This is a genomic window from Comamonas sp. C11, assembly GCF_024496285.1.
GTDB lineage: Bacteria > Pseudomonadota > Gammaproteobacteria > Burkholderiales > Burkholderiaceae_C > Comamonas > Comamonas testosteroni_F.
Map to the genome: position 1 here is coordinate 4407790 of NZ_CP101743.1, position 17326 is coordinate 4425115.

A 17326-nucleotide genomic window follows, 5' to 3' on the forward strand; every position below is an offset into this window, starting at 1 on the left:
TTCGCCAGGGACATTCGCCGCCACGCCGCTTTGGCCGACCATTCGCGGGATACTTGCCGCTTCGATTTTTTCGCACGCCCAAGTCAGCAATGGCCAACTTTGACAGTATTCAGCAACGCGAGACAGGCTTGCAGCAGCACCTGAACTCCGCCCAGATGACCATGATCGCCATCGGCGGCGCCATCGGCACAGGCCTCTTCATGGGCAGCGCCTTTGCCATCGGCTTTGCCGGCCCCAGCGTGCTCATCAGCTACGCCATCGGCGCCTTCATCGGCCTGCTGCTCATGGGATGCCTGGCCGAGATGACCGTGGCCCACCCCACCTCGGGCTCCTTCGGTGCCTACGCCGAGCACTACATCAGTCCGCTGGCCGGCTTTGTGGTGCGCTATGCCTACTGGGGTGCCGTGGTGCTGGCCGTGGGCATGGAGGTCACGGCCGTGGGCAAGTACATGGCTTACTGGTTCCCGGCCGTGGACCCCTGGATCTGGGTGACGCTGTTCTCGGTCCTGCTGGCCGCCGTCAATGCCACCAGCGTCAAGGCTTTCGGCCAGGTCGAGTACTGGTTTTCCATGGTCAAGGTGATTGCCATCGTGGCTTTTATCCTGGTTGCGGCCTATGTGGTCTTCGGCACGCGCCCCGAGGGCGTGGGCTTCGACAACTACTTTGTCGACGGCGGCTTCTTCCCCAACGGCTGGTGGGGCACCTGGGTGGGCGTGATCGTGGCCATCTTCAGCTATCTGAGCCTGGAATCCATTGCCATTGCTGCCGGCGAGGCCCAGAACCCCAAGCAGGCCGTGACCCGCGCCTTCCGCACCACGGTACTGCGCCTGGTGCTGTTCTATCTGCTGTCGCTGGCCCTGATGCTGGCCGTCGTGCCCTGGAGCCATGCAGGCACCGACAAGAGCCCCTTCGTCAAGGTGATGGAGATTTTGCAGATCCCCGGCGCGGCTGCGGCGCTCAACTTCGTGGTGCTGCTGGCCTCGCTGTCGGCCATGAACAGCCAGCTCTACGTCACCTCGCGCATGATGTTCAGCCTCTCGCGCGGCGGCTATGCCCCCAAGGGTCTGAGCAAGCTCAGCAAAAGCGGCGTGCCGCTGGGCGCGATTGCCGTCTCCTGCCTGGGCATGGCCGTGGCCATGGTGCTCAATGTGCTCAAGCCCGAGCAGTCGCTGGAGCTGATGATGTCTATCGCCATGTTTGGCGCCATGTTTGCCTGGTTCATGGTGTTCGTGACCCATCTGTTCTTCCGCCCGCGCTGGCAGCGCGAGCATCCGGGCCAGAAGCTGGAGTTCCGCATGTGGGGCTTTCCCGTGCTGACCCTGGTCGGGGCGCTGCTGATGGCGGGCGTGATCATCACCACGCTGTTTACCAAGGAGTTCCACACCACCGTGCTGGTGGGCGTGCCGTTTCTGATCGTGCTGGTACTGGTCTATGCTCTTTGGTATAGGAAGAAGAAGGTGGCCCCCTGAGCCGCTTCGCGGCCTCCCCCTCTCTAACTTGCCTCGCAAGGGAGGGGGACGACACCATCGCTGCGGGGCGGCCCTTGCTCGGTGTCTCTGACATAGGCTGCGCTACTTGTCGCGCTCCCGCTGAAATACACATATTGCTAGTTGCACCATGACACGCCAGATCTGGGATATTTCTCCTGCCATCCATCCTGCCGCACCGGTGTTTCCGGGCGACACGCCCTATAGCCAGGAATGGGTGGCCAGCATTGGCCCGGGCTGCCCGGTCAATGTCAGCGCCATTCATCTCTCGCCCCATGTGGGCGCGCATGCCGATGCGCCCCTGCACTACGATGCGCAGGGCGCGGCCATTGGCGCCGTCGATCTGGATGCCTTTCTTGGCCCCTCCCGCGTGATCCACGCCATAGGCTGCGGGCCGTTGATCGAATGGCGTCACATAGCGCATGCCATCGATGCCGGCCTGCCCGGGCGTGTGCTAGTGCGCACCTACGAGAAAGCGCCCACCGGCTGGGATGCCGACCTCGCCGCCTATGCCCCCGAGACCGTGCAAAAGCTGGCCGACCTGGGCGTCAGGCTGATCGGCATAGACACAGCCAGCATCGACCCCGCCACCAGCAAGAGCCTGGACAGCCATATGGTGATCCGCCAGCGCGGCCTGCGCGTGCTCGAGAACCTGGTGCTCGACGAGGTCGGCGAAGGCGACTATGAGCTGATCGCTCTGCCGCTCAAGCTCACCGAAGCCGATGCCTCGCCGGTGCGTGCCGTGTTGCGCAGCCTGCTCTGAGGCGCTTGGCGCAAAGAAACCGATGTCCTCGCTGCGAGGCGGCTGCACCGCCCCGGTCTCGGACACAATGGGCGAATCCGAGTCCAGCCATATTTGAATCAGAACCGGCTCTGACGTAGACACAATCATCGTCAGTAGCTATCAAAATGAGAGAAGGAAGACAATGACCACTTTGCAAGACTGCCAGGCTCTGGACACCCAGGACCCGCTGCGCGCGCTGCGCGAGCGCTTTGCCCTGCCCCAGGGCGTGATCTACCTGGACGGCAACTCCCTGGGCGCCCAGCCCAAGGCCGCCGCCGCGCGTGTGGCCGAAGTGGTGACGCAGGAATGGGGCCAGGACCTCATCACCTCCTGGAACAAGGCCGGCTGGATCACGCTGCCCGAGCGCCTGGGCAACCAGTTCGCGCCCTGGCTGGGCGTGGGCCAGGGCGAGCTGGTGTTCACCGACACCACCTCCATCAATCTCTACAAGGTGCTGAGCGCTGCCGCACGCATCGCCCGCGAAGATGCGCCCGGCCGCAAGAAGCTGATCAGCGAGCGCAGCAACTTCCCCACCGATCTCTATATCGCCCAGTCCGTCTGCCAGGAATACGGCCTGGAGCTGGTGCTGCTCGAGCCCGAGGAAATCGCTGGCGCGCTGCAGACCGATGTGGCGATCTCCATGCTCACGCATGTCAACTACCGCACAGGGGCCATGCACGATATGGCAGCCGTCACGGCCGCCGCCCATGCCAAAGGCATTCTCTGCGTCTGGGATCTGTGCCACAGCGCAGGTGCCGTGCCCGTGGACCTCAAGGGCGCCGATGCCGACTTCGCCGTGGGCTGCAGCTACAAATACCTCAACGGCGGCCCCGGCGCGCCGGCCTTTGTCTGGGCGCATCCGCGCCTGATCAACCGTTTCTGGCAGCCGCTGTCGGGCTGGTTCGGCCACGCCGAGCCTTTCAAGTTCGTGCCCGACTACCACCCCGCCCAGGGTATCCAGCGCTATCTCTGCGGCACCCAGCCCATGATCAGCATGAGCGTGCTGCAGTGCGGTGTCGACATCTATACCGAGGCCGAGGCTTTCGGCGGCATGACCGCGCTGCGCAAGAAATCGCTGGCGCTGACCGATCTGTTCATCCAGCTCGTGCAAGAGCGCTGCCAGGGCCATGGCCTGGGTCTGGCGACACCGCGCGAGCATGCGGCACGCGGCTCCCAGGTCTGCCTGACCCGGGAGGAAGGCCTGGGCCTGGACGGCCAGGGCAGCGGCGCCTACGCGATTGTCCAGGCGCTGATTGCACGCGGCGTGATCGGCGACTTCCGCAAGGGCGACGGCGGCACGGGCAGGCACAAGGACATTCTGCGCTTCGGCTTCACGCCGCTGTATGTGGGCTTTGCCGATGTCTGGAATGCCGTCGAGCATCTGCGCCAGGTACTGGAATCGGGCGAATGGCAACGGCCCGAGTTCAATACCGCGCACGCCGTGACCTGAGGGCTTAGGCCCGGGCACAGGCCGGCCGGCATCCGCTCAGGCCCGCGCCCAGCTCCAATTGAGTACGCCCATCAGCGCCACGGCGGCCAGGTCCAGCATCAGCACGCTTTGCTGCACCCAGCGCCGCTGGGCAGCGCCCTGCGCCAGCAGTTGCACCGCCATCTCCACCTTGCCGGGCGAAGCCATGAGCAGCAGCGAGGCACTGACGTTGTGCACCGCCATGAATGGCAGCAGCGGCGCGCCCAGTGCAAGGGCGATCTCGGCCTGCGTGGCCGCAAACATGGCATTGGCCCCGGTATTGGAGCCGGTCACAAAGCCGCCCAGCGCTCCCACAAACGGTGCAGCCAGCAGATACAGCGGCCCGCTGCCGGCCAGCGCCTGCGCCAGCTGCGCGGCCATGCCCGAAACCGCCATCAGCACGCCCAGCACAATGAACAGCGCCGTGACCGGTGCCACCTGCAGCCAGGAGCGCCAGACCTTTGCCAGCGATGGGGGCGCCGGCCGACATCGCGTGAAAAAAGCTGCCGCCACCAACAGCCACAGTCCCGGCGAAGCCAGCCCATGCCAGGCAGCAGGCAGATCCAGGACGCGCAGCAGCGCTGCGGCCGCCAGCACGCCGCCCAGCAGCAGCGCATAGGCGGCCAGCGCACGCCGCCCCGGTGCGCTCAGGGGCGGCTTGCCCGCGTCCGCCTGCGACACGCGCAGGCGCAGCAGATGCCAGCCCACAACCAGCAAAGCGCCGAGCGCCCCCGCGGGCGCCGTGCCGGCCAGGGTATTCATCAAGGCCACGGCCGCCGTCAGAGACAGACCCGACAGCAGGCCCTGCAGCAGAGCCGGCCAGCGACGCCCCGGCGCACTCGCCAGAGCCGCCGCCGCCATGCCGGTGATGACAAACGGAATCACGCTGACCAGGGCCGAAGCCTGACCCAGTTCCTTGAACGGCAGACCTGCCATGGTGGCCGCCACCAGAGTCCCCGGCCCCATGGAGCCCCAGGGAACGGCGCAAAGGCCCAGCAGGCCGATCAGCACCACCTTGCGCGGCGACAGCCCGAAGTGGGCGAGCAGCGGTATGCCTATGGTCACGCCAACGCCGAAGCCGGTGACCGACTCGGCAAACGGCGTGATGCCATGCACCACCAGCAGTACGGCGCCCGTGCCGCTGCCGGCCCTGGCCAGCAGCCAGTCGGCCAGGGCCTTCTGCGCTCCCGACGCGCGCAGCACCTCGGACAGCAGCAGCCCGCCTGCCACGATCAGCAGCACTTCCAGCAACACAGGCGCCCAGTGCATGCCGGCGGCCAGCCATGTTGAAGCGGGCTGCGCAAACGCCAGGGCAATCACCGACAGTGCCACCGCCACACCCAGCGCTGCGGCATGCAGCGAGCGCCAGCCCGCCAGCAGGACGGCGATGACGGTGGCCACGGGCAAGGCACTGATAAACATGTACATTGCATTCATCCTCGAAAAATAATTTCCTATACGCAAAATTATTTTCTCATAGGAAAATTTTCAACACAAGAACAGACGCCATGACAAGGAGCCAGACTTGAACTCCACCACCGCATCGCAGGCATCGGAGCAGGATGCGCTTTTCGGCGCCGCCGTCCGCGCGCGCCGCGCCCAGTTGGGCATCACACTGGATCAGCTGGCCCAGGCCAGCGGTGTTTCGCCGGGCGCGCTATCGCGCGTGGAGCGCGGTCTGCTGGCCACCAGCCTGCGCAATGCCATGGCGATTGCACAAGGTCTGGGCTGCGAGCTGGGCGAGCTGGTGCAAAGCGCGCCCAGTGCGCAGATCACGCGAGCCGGCGAGAATCTGCGCTTTGTCGACGAGACCAGCGGCGTGGAGCGCCTGGCCCTGGCCAGCCCCAGCGCGGGTGTGAACCTCGTGCATTACCGCTTTCCACCGCATGCCGTCTCCAGCCATTTCGCGGCCCATCGCGCAGGCACACGCGAGGTCTTTCACGTTCTCGAAGGCAGCATCGAAGTCTTCACCGCCCAGGAGCAGGTACTGCTGCATGCGGGCGACACGGCCACGCTGGTGGTGGACAGCGAGCACCAGCTGGCCAACGCCTCGGGCCAGCCCGCACGCCTGCTGCTGCTGGTGCTGTCGCCAACGCTCTGAAGCGCTGCCGCCTGTCGCCTCTCAATAGGCGCTGTCGGCCAGCGAGGCCCAGAGGTGCGCGGCCACCAGCGCGCGCCAGGGCCTGAACTGCTCCAGCCAGTCGCTGGCGGCGCGCGCATCGGGTTTGGCGCCACCCGTGAGCAGGCCTATGGCCCGGCGTACCGCCACATCGCCGTGCAAGCTGCCGTCAGGCCAGCCATAGCCGCGCAGCAAGGTGTAATTCACCGTCCACGGCCCTATGCCCTTGACCGCCAGCAATTGCGCCGAGGCAGCGGCCACATCCTCCTCGCTCCAGCGCCCGGCGGCGCTGCGGGCGGCCCAGTCGTCCAGCGGCAGGCTATCGTCGGCGACGGCCTGGGCCACGGCCAGCAGGGTCTGGGCCTTGGCCTGGGAAAAGCCCGTACCGCGCAGCGCGTCCAGCCCCAAGGCCGCCACGCGCTGTGCATCGGGATAAGCGTGCAGGGCCGGCATGCCCCCGCATTGCGCCAGCGGCTCGCCCGCCAGCGCTATCAGCTTGCGCCGCAGCGAAACGGCCACGGCCACCGTGATCTGCTGGCCGGTGATGGCCCAGGTCAGCGCCTCGAAGGGCGTGGGCGAGCCGGGCACATGCAGGCCGGCCTGGCGCGACAGCAGCACTCCCAGCTCGCGGTGATCGCCATGCGCCTGCTCCAGCTGGTCGGGCGCGTAGATCAGCCCCAGCATGCGTTTCACCATGGCTTGCAGCACAGCCCGGTCTGCCTCGGCCGGCTCTGCCTGCGCTGCATGCAAGCTGGCCTGCACCTGTCCGGTCTGCCATTGCAGCTGCAGCAGGGCGGGGCTGCGTTTCCACATGATGGCCTTGTGCAGGCTGTGCGCACCGGCATCGACCCGTTCGGCCAGTTGCAGCTCGTCGCGATCATGGAAATGCACGAATTCGTCAAAGCGGTAACGCGCGGGCAGGGCAATGGAGACTTCAAGCAGCATGCGGTTTTCTATCACACGGGCAGCGCCGTAGCGCGCCTGTGCCTCATTCGTGAACTTAATAGCTGCTGTCGCTCATCAATCAATGGTTTCAGATAGATATCCATTCAGAAACATTGAAGAGCATGCGATAGCAGCTCTCTTTAAGAGAGCTTGATTTGGGCCTGCTGGGCCTCGCGCAGCAGCAGCGCACGCTTGCGCTCCACACCCCAGCGATAGCCCGAGATGCTGCCGTCGTTGCGCAGCACGCGATGGCAGGGTACGGCCACGGCAATCGGGTTGGCAGCCACCGCGCTGGCGACGGCCCGCGTGGCGCTCGGCTGCCCCAGCTGCCGGGCCAGTTCGCTGTAGCTGACGGTCTGGCCGGCCGGAATGCTCTGCAGCGCCTGCCACACGCGCTGCTGAAACGCCGTGCCCTGAATATCCAGCGGCAGGGCCAGCCCCAGCCTGGGCTGCTCCATCAGCGCCACCACCTGGGCCACGGTCTGCTCATACTGGGCATCGGCTCCGATCAGTTGCGCCGCCGCAAAACGCTGCTGCAGATCGTCCACCAGCGCATGCGGGTCATCGCCAAGCAGCACGCAGCACACGCCCTTGTCGGTGCTGGCCACCAGCAGGCTGCCCAGCGAGCATTCGGCAAGCGCAAAGCGGATACGCTGGTTCTGCCCGCGCTTGCGATAGGACTGCGGCGCCATGCCCAGCATGGCCGGTGCGTCCTTGTAGAAGCTGCTGCTGGCTTCATAACCGCTCAGATAGGCCGCATCGGTGACCGACTCGCTGGCCTCCTGCGCCAGCGCGGCACGCACATGCCTGCCGCGATAGGCCTTGGCATAGGCCTTGGGCGTAAGCCCCGTGGCGCGCTTGAAGTTGCGGTGCAACTGCCAGGGACTGAGCCCCAGGCGCTGCGCCAGCGCCTCCAGAGCGGGCATGGGCTCCTCGCTCTCCAGCCAGCGGCAGCACTGGATCATGCGCTCATCGGTTTGCGACATTGCAGCGGCGGTGGAAGGCAGAGGACTGGGCATGGCGTGAATCTCGGCGGAGTGCGTTTTCTGTGATCGGTCTGTGTCTGGCCTGACTTTACGCAAAGCTATGGCAGCTTGCATCCACGTTCTTGCAGGCTTTGTGTGCCCGGATTCGGTTACGCTGCGCGCACCTGTCCATCAACAATGACTTCACCATGACGAATGAATCCTCCGGCTGCCCTATGCATGGCGGCGCCGCCATCGTCCACGACGAGAAAGCCCAGCTCGACTTCAGCCGTGACATGAGCTATGGCGACTATCTGCATCTGGACCAGATTCTCACGGCCCAGCACCCGCTGTCGCCTGCCCATGACGAGATGCTGTTCATCGTGCAGCACCAGACCAGCGAGCTGTGGATGAAGCTGATGCTGCACGAGGTGCGCGCGGCTACGGCAGCCATTGCCAATGCCTCGGGCGAGACCAAGCCCGATGCCTTCAAGATGCTGGCTCGCGTCTCGCGCATCATGGAGCAGCTGGTCAGCGCCTGGACCGTGCTGTCCACCATGACGCCGCCCGAGTACTCGGCCATGCGTCCCTATCTGGCCAACTCCAGCGGCTTTCAGAGCTACCAGTACCGCTGCATCGAGTTTGCCCTGGGCAACAAGAATGCGGCCATGCTCCAGCCCCACGCACATCGCTCGGACCTGCTGGCCCAGGTACAGGCTGCCTACGAATCGCCGTCGCTGTACGACGTGGCCCTGCAGTTGCTGGCGCGCGAAGGCATAGCGGTTCCTGCCGACCGCCTGCAGCGCGACTGGACCCAGCCCTATGAAGCCAGCGAGGGCGTGAAACAGGCCTGGATCACCGTCTACCGCGACCCGCACAAGTATTGGGATCTGTACCAGCTGGGCGAAAAGCTGGCCGATATCGAAGATGCCTTCCGTCTCTGGCGCTTCCGCCACCTGACCACGGTGGAGCGCGTCATCGGCTTCAAGCGCGGCACGGGCGGCACCGGTGGAGTGAGCTACCTCAAAAAGATGCTGGACGTGGTGCTGTTCCCCGAGATCTGGAGCCTGCGCACCGAGCTGTAAGCCGCTTTGGCCATCGCCACTCAGGCTGCCCCTGCTGCTCTTTCGTGACAGCGCGGGCAGCCTGAATTATTTAGGCTCCGTGCAAAACCTAACATCGCAACCAACCGCCCATGCCCTCCGATCACAGCGCCGCCCCGCCAGCGCCGAACACCAGTCCAAAACCCGACTCTTGCGCCTGGGCCATGCTGGTCTGCCTGCTCACGGGCTTTGCACTGAGCCAGGCCTTCAGAACGGTCACCTCCATCATCGCCGATGGTCTGCGCACGGACTTTGGCCTCTCCGCGCAGTCGCTGGGCTCGTTTGCCGGGCTGTTTGCGCTGTCCTTCGGCGTGGCCCAGCTGCTCATGGGCATAGGCATGGATATCTACGGCTTGCGCCGTACCGTGCTGCTGGCCTTTCCGCTGTCGATTGCGGGCGCCGCACTGTCCGCACTCGCTCCCAGCTACTCCTGGCTGATGCTGGGCCAGCTGCTGATCGGCGTGGGCTGCTCGCCAGCCTTTCTGGCCAGCACCATGTTTATCGCACGCCACTTTCCGGCCGACAAATTTGCCTACCTCTCGGGCATAGGCCTTGGCCTGGGTGGGCTGGGCCTGCTGTTTACCGGCACGCCCATGGCCTGGCTGGTTCAGCATATGGGCTGGCGCGCCGGCTTTGCGCTGCTGGCGGTGCTGAGTGCGCTGTCCTGGCTGCTGATTTTCTTCAAGGTGCACGAGCCCGCGCTTCCCGGGGACTCCCAGCCCAAGCCCGGCTTCATGCAGGCACTGCAAGGTTTTGGCAGCCTGCTGCTGCTGCCCCATACCTGGGGCATTGTGCTGCTGGGCATGGTCAGCTATGCCTCGTTTCTCACCGTACGCGGCCTCTGGCTCAGTCCCATGCTGATGGACCGCTACCAGTTTTCATTGGTCACGACCGGCAATGTGGCACTGGCCTGCTCCGTCATTTCGCTGTTCGTGCCTTCCATGTTCGGCCGGCTGGACCCCGGTCCGGCCAGGCGCCGCCAGCGCATCGCACGCTTTGCGCTGCTCATGGCCGCCGTTTTTGTAGCACTGGCCCTGGTCCACCAATCCGTAGGCAGCGTGCTGCTGCTGCTGGCCATGAGTGTGCTTTCTGGCTACGGCACGCTGATCTATGCCGATGTGCGCTCCTCCTACCCGCCGGCCACGACGGGACGCGCACTGTCCATCTTCACCATGGCCATGTTTCTCGGAGCCGCGCTCATGCAGTGGCTGTCCGGCCTGGTGGCAGGCGTTGCGGAACGCCAGAATGCCGACATCTATCAGGCCGTGATGCTGATGATTGCCGCCATGCTGGGCAGCGGTGTGCTGGCTTATCAGCTCATCAAGCCTTCGCCGCTGCTGCTCAAGGCCAGCCACTGAAGCAATCTATCTGACAGGCAGGCACCGGCGCGAAGACCATCCCGGTTATGGTGACCTGTCGCTAGAGCGCGCCCTCATAGAGCCAGGGCACATCCATGATGCGCCCGCCCAGGGCGCGCAGCGACAGATCGCGACCCCAGCGAATAGGCCCTGTCGCATGGAAGATCCGGCCATTGCGCAGCGAGCGTTCCTGCACCCTGGCATTGCGCTGCCAGCGATTCAGCGCATAGCGGCGCAGCCGCAGACTGACATCCAGATCATGCATGGACAGAGCGCCCTGCAACTCGGCTGCATCCTCGATGGCCATGCCCGCACCCTGCGCCAGATAGGGACGCATGGGATGGGCCGCATCGCCCAGCAGGGCTACAAGGCCCTGCGCCATCTGGGTCTCTGACGACACCGGCTGCCGGTCGGCCACCGGCCACAAACGCCATTCACCACCCACATCGGGAACATGTTGAACCAGATCCTGCAGGTAACCACATGCGCCCTGAAGATGCTGCAGCAGATCGGGCAGATTGGCCGAGTGATCCCAGTTGTCCAGATCCTCGGGGGCCGGCCCCTGCACAATGACCACCAGATTCTGCAGCTCGCCGCGGCGCACGGGGTACTGAATGGCGTGCAGCTGCGGACCCAGCCATGCCGTGACCTCGCTGGTGCGCAGGCGCTTGGGCAGGTTGGCCTGATGCACCAGGGCACGGTAGGCCAGATGTCCGGTCACACGCGGCGGGCCATCGCCCAGCATCTGTGCACGCACGGCGCTGCGCACGCCATCGGCGCCGATCAGGGCATCGCCCTCGATGAGCTTGCCGGCACTGGTACGAATGGTGACCACACCGTCCTGCTGGCTATAGCTGCTGACGCACTGGTCGAGGTTGAGGTGAGCCTCTGGCAGAGCCTGCAAGGCCTCCAGCAGAATCTGGTGCAGGTCGGCGCGATGAATGGTGAGGTAGCTGGCTCCATAGCGCTGCACCATGTCTGCGCCCAAGGGCAATCGCCCCAGCTCTTGCCCCGTCACGGCATTGCAGGCTCGCAAGGACAAAGGGCAGGCCACGACCTGCTGCAACGATCGCTGCAGCCCCCATGCCTGAAGACAGCGCACCACATTGGGTCCCAGCTGAATACCGGCTCCAACTTCGGAAAACTGCGCCGCACGCTCGAACAGGCGCACATCCCAGTCAGCCCGCACCGCCGCAATGGCTGCTGCCAGACCGCCAATACCGCCACCCGCAATCAACACCTGCTTGTTCATGGACTCTTATTGTGCCGCTTAGTCGCCAGCATCGAGGAGAACTTTGGTTTGCGCTGCCGCAAACCTTGCAGCCATGAAAAAAGCCCGCCAAGGCGGGCTCTTTCAACGTGCGCAAACAGCAGATCAAATAGCGAACTTTTCGCGATCCTGGTCTGCAATCCACTTTGGCGGCTTGCCACGACCGGTCCAAGTCTGACCCGTTGCAGGATCACGATACTTGGGGGCCACCTTGGCGCCCGCATTGGCGGAAGAGCGCGCACGAGCAGGAGGAAAGACATCTTCAGCAGTCAAGCCGTACTCGGCAATCAGGCTGCGAACCTTGCTCACAGCTTCAGCCAGTTCACGCGAACGAGCTTCGTTGATTTGCTGTTCCAGCTCTTCTCTCTGCTTCAGGAGTTCCTTGTAAGTGCTCATGATTTGCGCTTCTTGGTTGATTAAAGTGACTTCATTATAAATGCCGGAATTTCAAATTCATGATTTTCCGAGTAAGCAAAAACCACAATTCAGAATATTTATAAAATGCAACTACGTGTTAATAAATAGCTATACCGCCTCCGGAACCGCCAATATCTTGGCGATCCGCTTTCATCCAGATCAACCGCCTCGAATATCCAGCCGCCACACAAGACCTTCTCGCCCAGAACGGACCAATGACTGCCTGGGCGGAGAATAAACCGGCCAACGTGTTATGGATCTCCCCAGCCTTCGTCTCGCAATACTCCAATAGTCAGCCTGGCCTTCAATTCAGGAATAGCCAGCAGACCCTCAAGCAGCCAGAATCCGTCTTCTGTGCGAGTTGCACAGGCCTCAGCCTCCTCCAAGGAGCAAAGCTCTCCGGCACCGATTTAGAGCCAGTCACGCGGTGTGGTGATGCTCTGCAGCACCTCATATTTCTCGATGACAAACACCACGCCCAACTTTGGCGCTCAGCTGATCAAGCCATGCCATCCCGCACAGAGTTTCAGGCAAAAATTTCGAAGCCAGCACCTGCTACCACTGCAGGTCCTGCAATTTCTTACCGGCTACCTGCTTCCTGGGCAAGCCGATGATGCCTGTATCTCGTCCGGCGAGCCGCGGGTTACATGAACCAGGAAGGTCTTCTCATCTCTCCATCCGGGCACCGTCAGGCATGGGCCTGCAGAACCCGAAATATCGCCATTTCGCCACCAATGCCATACATATCGACAAAACAGACATCAAATATGCCATATAAATAACGTCCAAATGAAATATGCTTGCGCTGCCTGATGTCCATGCGCTTCCTTCAAACCCACTTCCCCCTTGCTCCAAACCAGCTGCGATTTCTTGCTCGGTCATTGCTGGGCAGGCGAACTCATTAATCCGTAGAAAAGTCAATATGACATGCGTTGAAAATGACAACAAACGCACAAAGGGCTTTGCGATAGATGCAACCCAGACCACGGAGCGTCTTGCTATGCCGAAACCAGCTCCCGACAGGGCAGCCCGAAACGCTTTTGAGCCCGTACCCGGAAGATAATCGTTATAAATGTAATAGCATTTACGACGACAGTCGTTGCCGAAATGTCTGCTGTCTTTTCCTATATTCCCGGAGATATCAGCCAAACGGCCAATCCATCGCTGATCGCAACACCACCCAAATACCGTTGGGCTCCCGATGGAGGTAATTCCCAGCTGTACGAAAGACAGAAACTGTGTGGACTCTCAAGCAACTCCGCCACAGCTTGGGCCCCCTTGCTCACGAGCTTTGCCAAAGCCGGCAATCTTGCCCTGCAACCGCAAGGCCAGTGCCAATTTCGACGCCACATACACCCCGCTTAGCAGTGTCAGCAATGCAAACAGCAGAAAATCCCTGACTCGTCCACCAGAAAGAAGACCATGGCACTTTACTGTATCGGAGACATCCAGGGCTGCGATGACGCCTTCGAGCGCTTATTGCAAACCGTGGATTTTTCCGCAAGTCGGGACACACTTTACGTGCTCGGCGACCTTGTCAATCGCGGCCCCAAATCCGCCGAAGTATTGCGCCGCTGCATGCAGGCCGGCGATGCCATTCGCCCTCTGCTCGGCAATCACGACCTGCACCTGCTGGCTGCAGCCCGAGGCCTTCGCCGTCAAAGCAAGCGCGACACTCTGGCCCAGGTTCTGAGCGCACCCGATTGCGATACCCTGCTGCACTGGCTGCGCCTGCAGCCTCTGGCCCGCTTGCACACCAATGCGCTGGGTGAGAACCTTCTCATGGTGCATGCCGGCGTACTTCCTCAATGGGGTGTGCAGGATGCAATGGCCTTGAGCACCGAAGTTCAGACCGTGCTCCAGCATGCCGACCATGTGCACTTTTTGCAGAATATGTATGGCAACCAGCCCGATCGCTGGTCCGCCGACCTGCAAGGCGATGACAGACTGCGATGCATCGTCAACGCCTTCACCCGTCTGCGTTTTTGCAGTGCTGACGGCGTCATGGACTTCGAGAGCGCTGAATCCGCCGATCACGCGCCCGAAGGACTGATGCCCTGGTTCGATGCGCCGGGCCGGCTCACTGCCGATACGCCCATGGCTTTTGGCCACTGGTCCACGCTGGGCCATATCAACCGGCCCGATCTGATGGCCATGGACACCGGTTGCGTCTGGGGCGGCTGCCTCAGCATGATGAGAATCGGCGAGCGCATGGACGAACGAGAACTGATACAGCTGCAGTGCCCGCAGGCTCAGGTACCTGGCGCCAAAGGCTGAAGCTTCAAAAAAGAAACGCCTGCATCCGCAGGCGTTTTCTGTGGCGCGACGACCCGGTGCTCAGGAAGCCACTACAGGTGCTCTGAACAAGGCAGCGACCTTGCGCTTGGGCTTGATGCTCGCGCTCTTGACCGGGGCGGCATGCTTGCTGTCCCAGGATGCGGTCTCGGCCACGCTGCTGGCCTCGTAGGGCTTGTCAAAGAAGGGATCCACGTTGCCAGGACGCTGAGCCATGCGCGAAGGACGATGCGCATAGCCGCCACGGGGCGCTGCATCGAACTCGCGTTCGCGACGAGGACGATATTCCTCATCGCTGCGGCTGCGGCGTGCCGGACGGAAGTCCTGCATGGGCGCGGGTTCGACTTCAATCTTCTTCTTGATGAGCTTTTCGATGTCGGCCACATTGCGGCTGTCATGGTCGGTCACCAGAGTCACGGCCAGACCCGATGCACCGGCGCGACCGGTACGGCCGATGCGGTGCACATAGTCTTCGGCGTTGAAAGGCACGTCGTAGTTGAACACGGCGGGCACGTCCTTGATGTCCAGTCCGCGCGCGGCCACATCGGTACAGACCAGCAGATCCACCTCACCGGCCTTGAAGGCCTCCAGTGCCTTCAGACGCTCGTCCTGGCTCTTGTCTCCATGCAGTGCGGCGGCACGCAGTCCGTCACGCTCCAGGGCACGCGTCAGACGCGCACAACCCAGCTTGCTGTTGGAGAAGATGAAGGCCTGGCGAATGTCGCGCTCCTTGAGCACGGAGCGAATCGCGTACCGCTTGTCGTCATCCGTGACCTTGTAGAAGCGCTGCTCCACCGTGGACGCCGTCTCGTTGGGACGAGCCACCTCGATGGTCACGGGGTCCTGCAGATAGCTGCCGGCCAGACGCTTGATCTCGGGCGAGAACGTGGCCGAGAACAGCAGCGTGGTGCGGCTCTTGGGCAGATAGGAGAGGATACGCTGCAGATCGGGCAGAAAGCCGATATCCAGCATGCGGTCGGCCTCGTCCAGCACCACATATTCCACCTGATTGAGCACCACATTCTTGGCCTCGATGTGGTCCAGCAGACGACCGGGCGTGGCCACCAGCACCTCGACGCCTTTTTTCAGCTCGATGGTCTGAGGCTTCATATCCATGCCGCCAAACACCACGGTGCTGCGCAGCTTGGTGTGCTTGGCATACAAGGCAATCTGTTGCGCCACCTGGTCGGCCAGCTCACGCGTGGGCAGCAGCACCAGGGCACGCACCGGATGGCGGGCAGGCGATGCCGAGGCGTTTTCATGGCGCATCAGGCGCTGCAGCAGGGGCAGGGAGAACGCCGCCGTCTTGCCTGTGCCGGTCTGGGCTGCGCCCATGACGTCCTTGCCGGTCAATACCACCGGAATGGCCTGCGCCTGAATCGGAGTCATGGACTCATAGCCCATGTCGGCCACTGCGCGTGCCAGGGGCTCAGCCAAGTGAAGATTGGAGAAAGAGCTTGTCATTGAGGGCGTTATTGTCGCACCGAGTGGGTTTTTCGCGTTGGCTTTGTGATTTTCTGCAGACGAAAAGCCTTCGTCCCCTCTGTTTTCGCGCGTAAGAAGCCTTGCCAATATCCCGTGCAATCTATCGGGATAACCCGGATTTCCACATTCTGCAGCCCCAAAAACAAAGGCGTGTGACAGTGCACACGCCTGACTCAAACCCGCTTGTGGCTCAAAGCGACTGAGCTGCGAAGGTGTCGCAGGCCTTGACGCTGCCGGTCTTGTAGCCCTGGGTGAACCAGCGCACACGCTGGGCGCTGGAGCCGTGGGTAAAGCTGTCGGGGCGCACCGTACCCGTGGCTTCACGCTGCAGCTTGTCGTCGCCGATCTGCTGTGCGGCATTCATCGCCGACTCGATATCGCCCTGCTCCAGCCAGCTCTTGGCCTGCTGCGACTTGTTGGCCCAGATGCCGGCCAGACAGTCGGCCTGCAGCTCCAGGCGCACGGACATGGCATTTTGCTCGCGCTCGCTGACACGGCCCCGCATGCTGTCCACCTTGCCCGAGATGCCGAGCAGGTTCTGCACATGGTGGCCGACCTCGTGGGCCACCACATAGGCGCGCGCGAACTCACCGGGAGCGCCAAGCTGGCGGCTCATGGTGTTGAAGAAGTCCATGTCCAGATAGACCTTGTAGTCACCCGGGCAGTAAAACGGCCCCATGGCCGACTGCCCCGTGCCGCAGGCCGTGCGCGTCACGCCGGTGAACAGCACCAGCTTGGGGTTCTGATAATGAGCACCGCCTTCACGGAAGATCTGAGTCCAGACATCCTCGGTTGAAGCCAGCACCGTGGAGACAAACCTGGCCCCCTGGTCATCGCCAGCCGGGCGATGCGCCGGAGCCTGCTGCACCTGGGGCGAGCCACCACCGGAGAGAACGCCAATCGTGGTCAGCGGGTTGATGCCGAACACGCCCCAACCAATCAGCGCCAGCACCACGGTGCCGATGCCGATGCTGCGACCACCAATGGGGAAACCACCGCCGCCACCACCCTCTCCACGGCGATCCTCGACGTTGTCCGACTCGCGGTTACCTTCCCATCTCATGGTGCTTACTCCTTTGCTGTGTTGCACACGGCCTGCGCCGGGTGGCGATATTAAGGGTTGCGGCCTCGACTGGAGGTATCAAGCTGTGCTTTTGCCGCCCCAGTCAAGCTGCAGCGCAGCATTGTTGACGTTTGGACTGGTGTTCAGCGGCCGGCAGGCGTGGACTGAGGCTGGTTGCGGGCCACCTGCTCCTCCACCACATCGACCATGCTCAGAAACAGAAAGGCCACGGCCAGCAGACCCACCACCGCCAGGACGGCCGATGCCCAGAATTTGACCGAAGAGGATTTGCGCGGTGCAGCTGCCTGCTGCTGGCTGGGCTCATAGCTCGCAGCCGAGCCGCCATCCCGCCAGACAGGCTCGACATGACCACGGCTGGAAGGCGCTTGTGTCCAGGTAGGGTCCTTACGTTGCCCGGAGCGGGGAAAAAAGCCAAACATGTGTACGACAGAATCGATGGATAAGACAGTGGCTATTGTGCGCGCAGGCAGCCTTCGCCAGAAGCGTTCGTGCAGCGACATTCTGTCGGTCAACATCGGACCGGGCTTGCAATTCTGTAAGCTCAGA

General features: G+C 63.0%; 16 protein-coding genes. 7 read left to right on the forward strand and 9 right to left on the reverse strand.

Annotation, left to right across the window (positions count from 1 at the left end; genetic code table 11):
- The first annotated feature begins 89 nt into the window (after nt 1-89).
- The 3 genes from NOX35_RS20340 to kynU all read left to right on the forward strand — a co-directional run bounded on the left by NOX35_RS20340 (nt 90) and on the right by kynU (nt 3721).
- Nucleotides 90-1469 carry an amino acid permease gene (locus NOX35_RS20340; protein WP_256494518.1) on the forward strand — a complete coding sequence of 460 codons (1380 nt, stop codon included), beginning with the start codon at nt 90-92 and terminating at the stop codon, nt 1467-1469.
- 148 nt (nt 1470-1617) lie between these two features.
- Nucleotides 1618-2250 (forward strand): arylformamidase, encoded by a 633-nt coding sequence (gene kynB, locus NOX35_RS20345; protein ID WP_256494519.1) that lies wholly within the window; start codon nt 1618-1620, stop codon nt 2248-2250.
- Nucleotides 2251-2413: 163 nt separating this feature from the next.
- The gene (gene kynU / locus NOX35_RS20350) at nt 2414-3721 is read left to right on the forward strand and encodes a kynureninase (RefSeq protein ID WP_256494521.1); all 1308 of its coding nucleotides are present in this window, start codon (nt 2414-2416) and stop codon (nt 3719-3721) included.
- 36 nt (nt 3722-3757) lie between these two features.
- On the opposite strand, the gene NOX35_RS20355 is transcribed toward kynU, so the two are convergent.
- On the reverse strand, nt 3758-5167 hold the full coding sequence (locus NOX35_RS20355) for an SLC13 family permease (protein ID WP_256494522.1): 1410 nt from the start codon (nt 5165-5167) through the stop codon (nt 3758-3760).
- 97 nt (nt 5168-5264) lie between these two features.
- On the opposite strand from NOX35_RS20355, the gene NOX35_RS20360 reads away from it, so the two are divergent.
- Nucleotides 5265-5840 carry a helix-turn-helix domain-containing protein gene (locus NOX35_RS20360; protein ID WP_182283967.1) on the forward strand — a complete coding sequence of 192 codons (576 nt, stop codon included), beginning with the start codon at nt 5265-5267 and terminating at the stop codon, nt 5838-5840.
- A 21-nt stretch (nt 5841-5861) separates the two neighbouring features.
- Here NOX35_RS20360 and NOX35_RS20365 read toward each other — a convergent pair whose 3' ends face one another.
- On the reverse strand, nt 5862-6803 hold the full coding sequence (locus NOX35_RS20365; protein WP_256494523.1) for a DNA-3-methyladenine glycosylase: 942 nt from the start codon (nt 6801-6803) through the stop codon (nt 5862-5864).
- Nucleotides 6804-6943: 140 nt separating this feature from the next.
- Entirely contained in the window at nt 6944-7903 is a 960-nt protein-coding gene (ada, locus tag NOX35_RS20370; protein ID WP_256494524.1) for a bifunctional DNA-binding transcriptional regulator/O6-methylguanine-DNA methyltransferase Ada, read from the reverse strand.
- Nucleotides 7904-7977: 74 nt separating this feature from the next.
- Here ada and kynA point away from each other — a divergent pair, with 74 nt between their 5' ends.
- Together kynA and NOX35_RS20380 are read left to right on the forward strand one after the other, a co-directional pair.
- Complete coding sequence (gene kynA / locus NOX35_RS20375) at nt 7978-8853, forward strand: tryptophan 2,3-dioxygenase (RefSeq protein ID WP_256494525.1); 876 nt, start codon at nt 7978-7980, stop codon at nt 8851-8853.
- A 110-nt stretch (nt 8854-8963) separates the two neighbouring features.
- Complete coding sequence (locus NOX35_RS20380; RefSeq protein WP_256494526.1) at nt 8964-10229, forward strand: nitrate/nitrite transporter; 1266 nt, start codon at nt 8964-8966, stop codon at nt 10227-10229.
- A 61-nt stretch (nt 10230-10290) separates the two neighbouring features.
- Here the strand turns inward: NOX35_RS20380 and NOX35_RS20385 are convergent, their stop codons facing one another.
- From NOX35_RS20385 to NOX35_RS20395, 3 genes are all read right to left on the reverse strand, one after another.
- Nucleotides 10291-11481 (reverse strand): FAD-dependent monooxygenase, encoded by a 1191-nt coding sequence (locus tag NOX35_RS20385; protein ID WP_256494527.1) that lies wholly within the window; start codon nt 11479-11481, stop codon nt 10291-10293.
- A 123-nt stretch (nt 11482-11604) separates the two neighbouring features.
- Nucleotides 11605-11895: an H-NS family nucleoid-associated regulatory protein gene (locus tag NOX35_RS20390; protein ID WP_046461545.1), complete on the reverse strand. Its 291-nt coding sequence runs from the start codon at nt 11893-11895 to the stop codon at nt 11605-11607.
- Between the two features lie 687 nt (nt 11896-12582).
- Nucleotides 12583-13065 carry a hypothetical protein gene (locus NOX35_RS20395; RefSeq protein WP_256494529.1) on the reverse strand — a complete coding sequence of 161 codons (483 nt, stop codon included), beginning with the start codon at nt 13063-13065 and terminating at the stop codon, nt 12583-12585.
- A 273-nt stretch (nt 13066-13338) separates the two neighbouring features.
- On the opposite strand from NOX35_RS20395, the gene NOX35_RS20400 reads away from it, so the two are divergent.
- Nucleotides 13339-14193, forward strand: coding sequence for a symmetrical bis(5'-nucleosyl)-tetraphosphatase (locus NOX35_RS20400; RefSeq protein WP_182283981.1), 855 nt, complete (start codon nt 13339-13341; stop codon nt 14191-14193).
- A gap of 60 nt (nt 14194-14253) precedes the next feature.
- Here the strand turns inward: NOX35_RS20400 and NOX35_RS20405 are convergent, their stop codons facing one another.
- From NOX35_RS20405 to NOX35_RS20415, 3 genes are all read right to left on the reverse strand, one after another.
- Nucleotides 14254-15675, reverse strand: coding sequence for a DEAD/DEAH box helicase (locus NOX35_RS20405; RefSeq protein WP_182283983.1), 1422 nt, complete (start codon nt 15673-15675; stop codon nt 14254-14256).
- Between the two features lie 211 nt (nt 15676-15886).
- Nucleotides 15887-16759, reverse strand: coding sequence for a neutral zinc metallopeptidase (locus tag NOX35_RS20410; RefSeq protein ID WP_256494530.1), 873 nt, complete (start codon nt 16757-16759; stop codon nt 15887-15889).
- A 143-nt stretch (nt 16760-16902) separates the two neighbouring features.
- Nucleotides 16903-17199, reverse strand: a complete 297-nt coding sequence (locus tag NOX35_RS20415; protein ID WP_182283986.1) for a hypothetical protein — start codon at nt 17197-17199, stop codon at nt 16903-16905.
- Nucleotides 17200-17326: the final 127 nt, after the last annotated feature.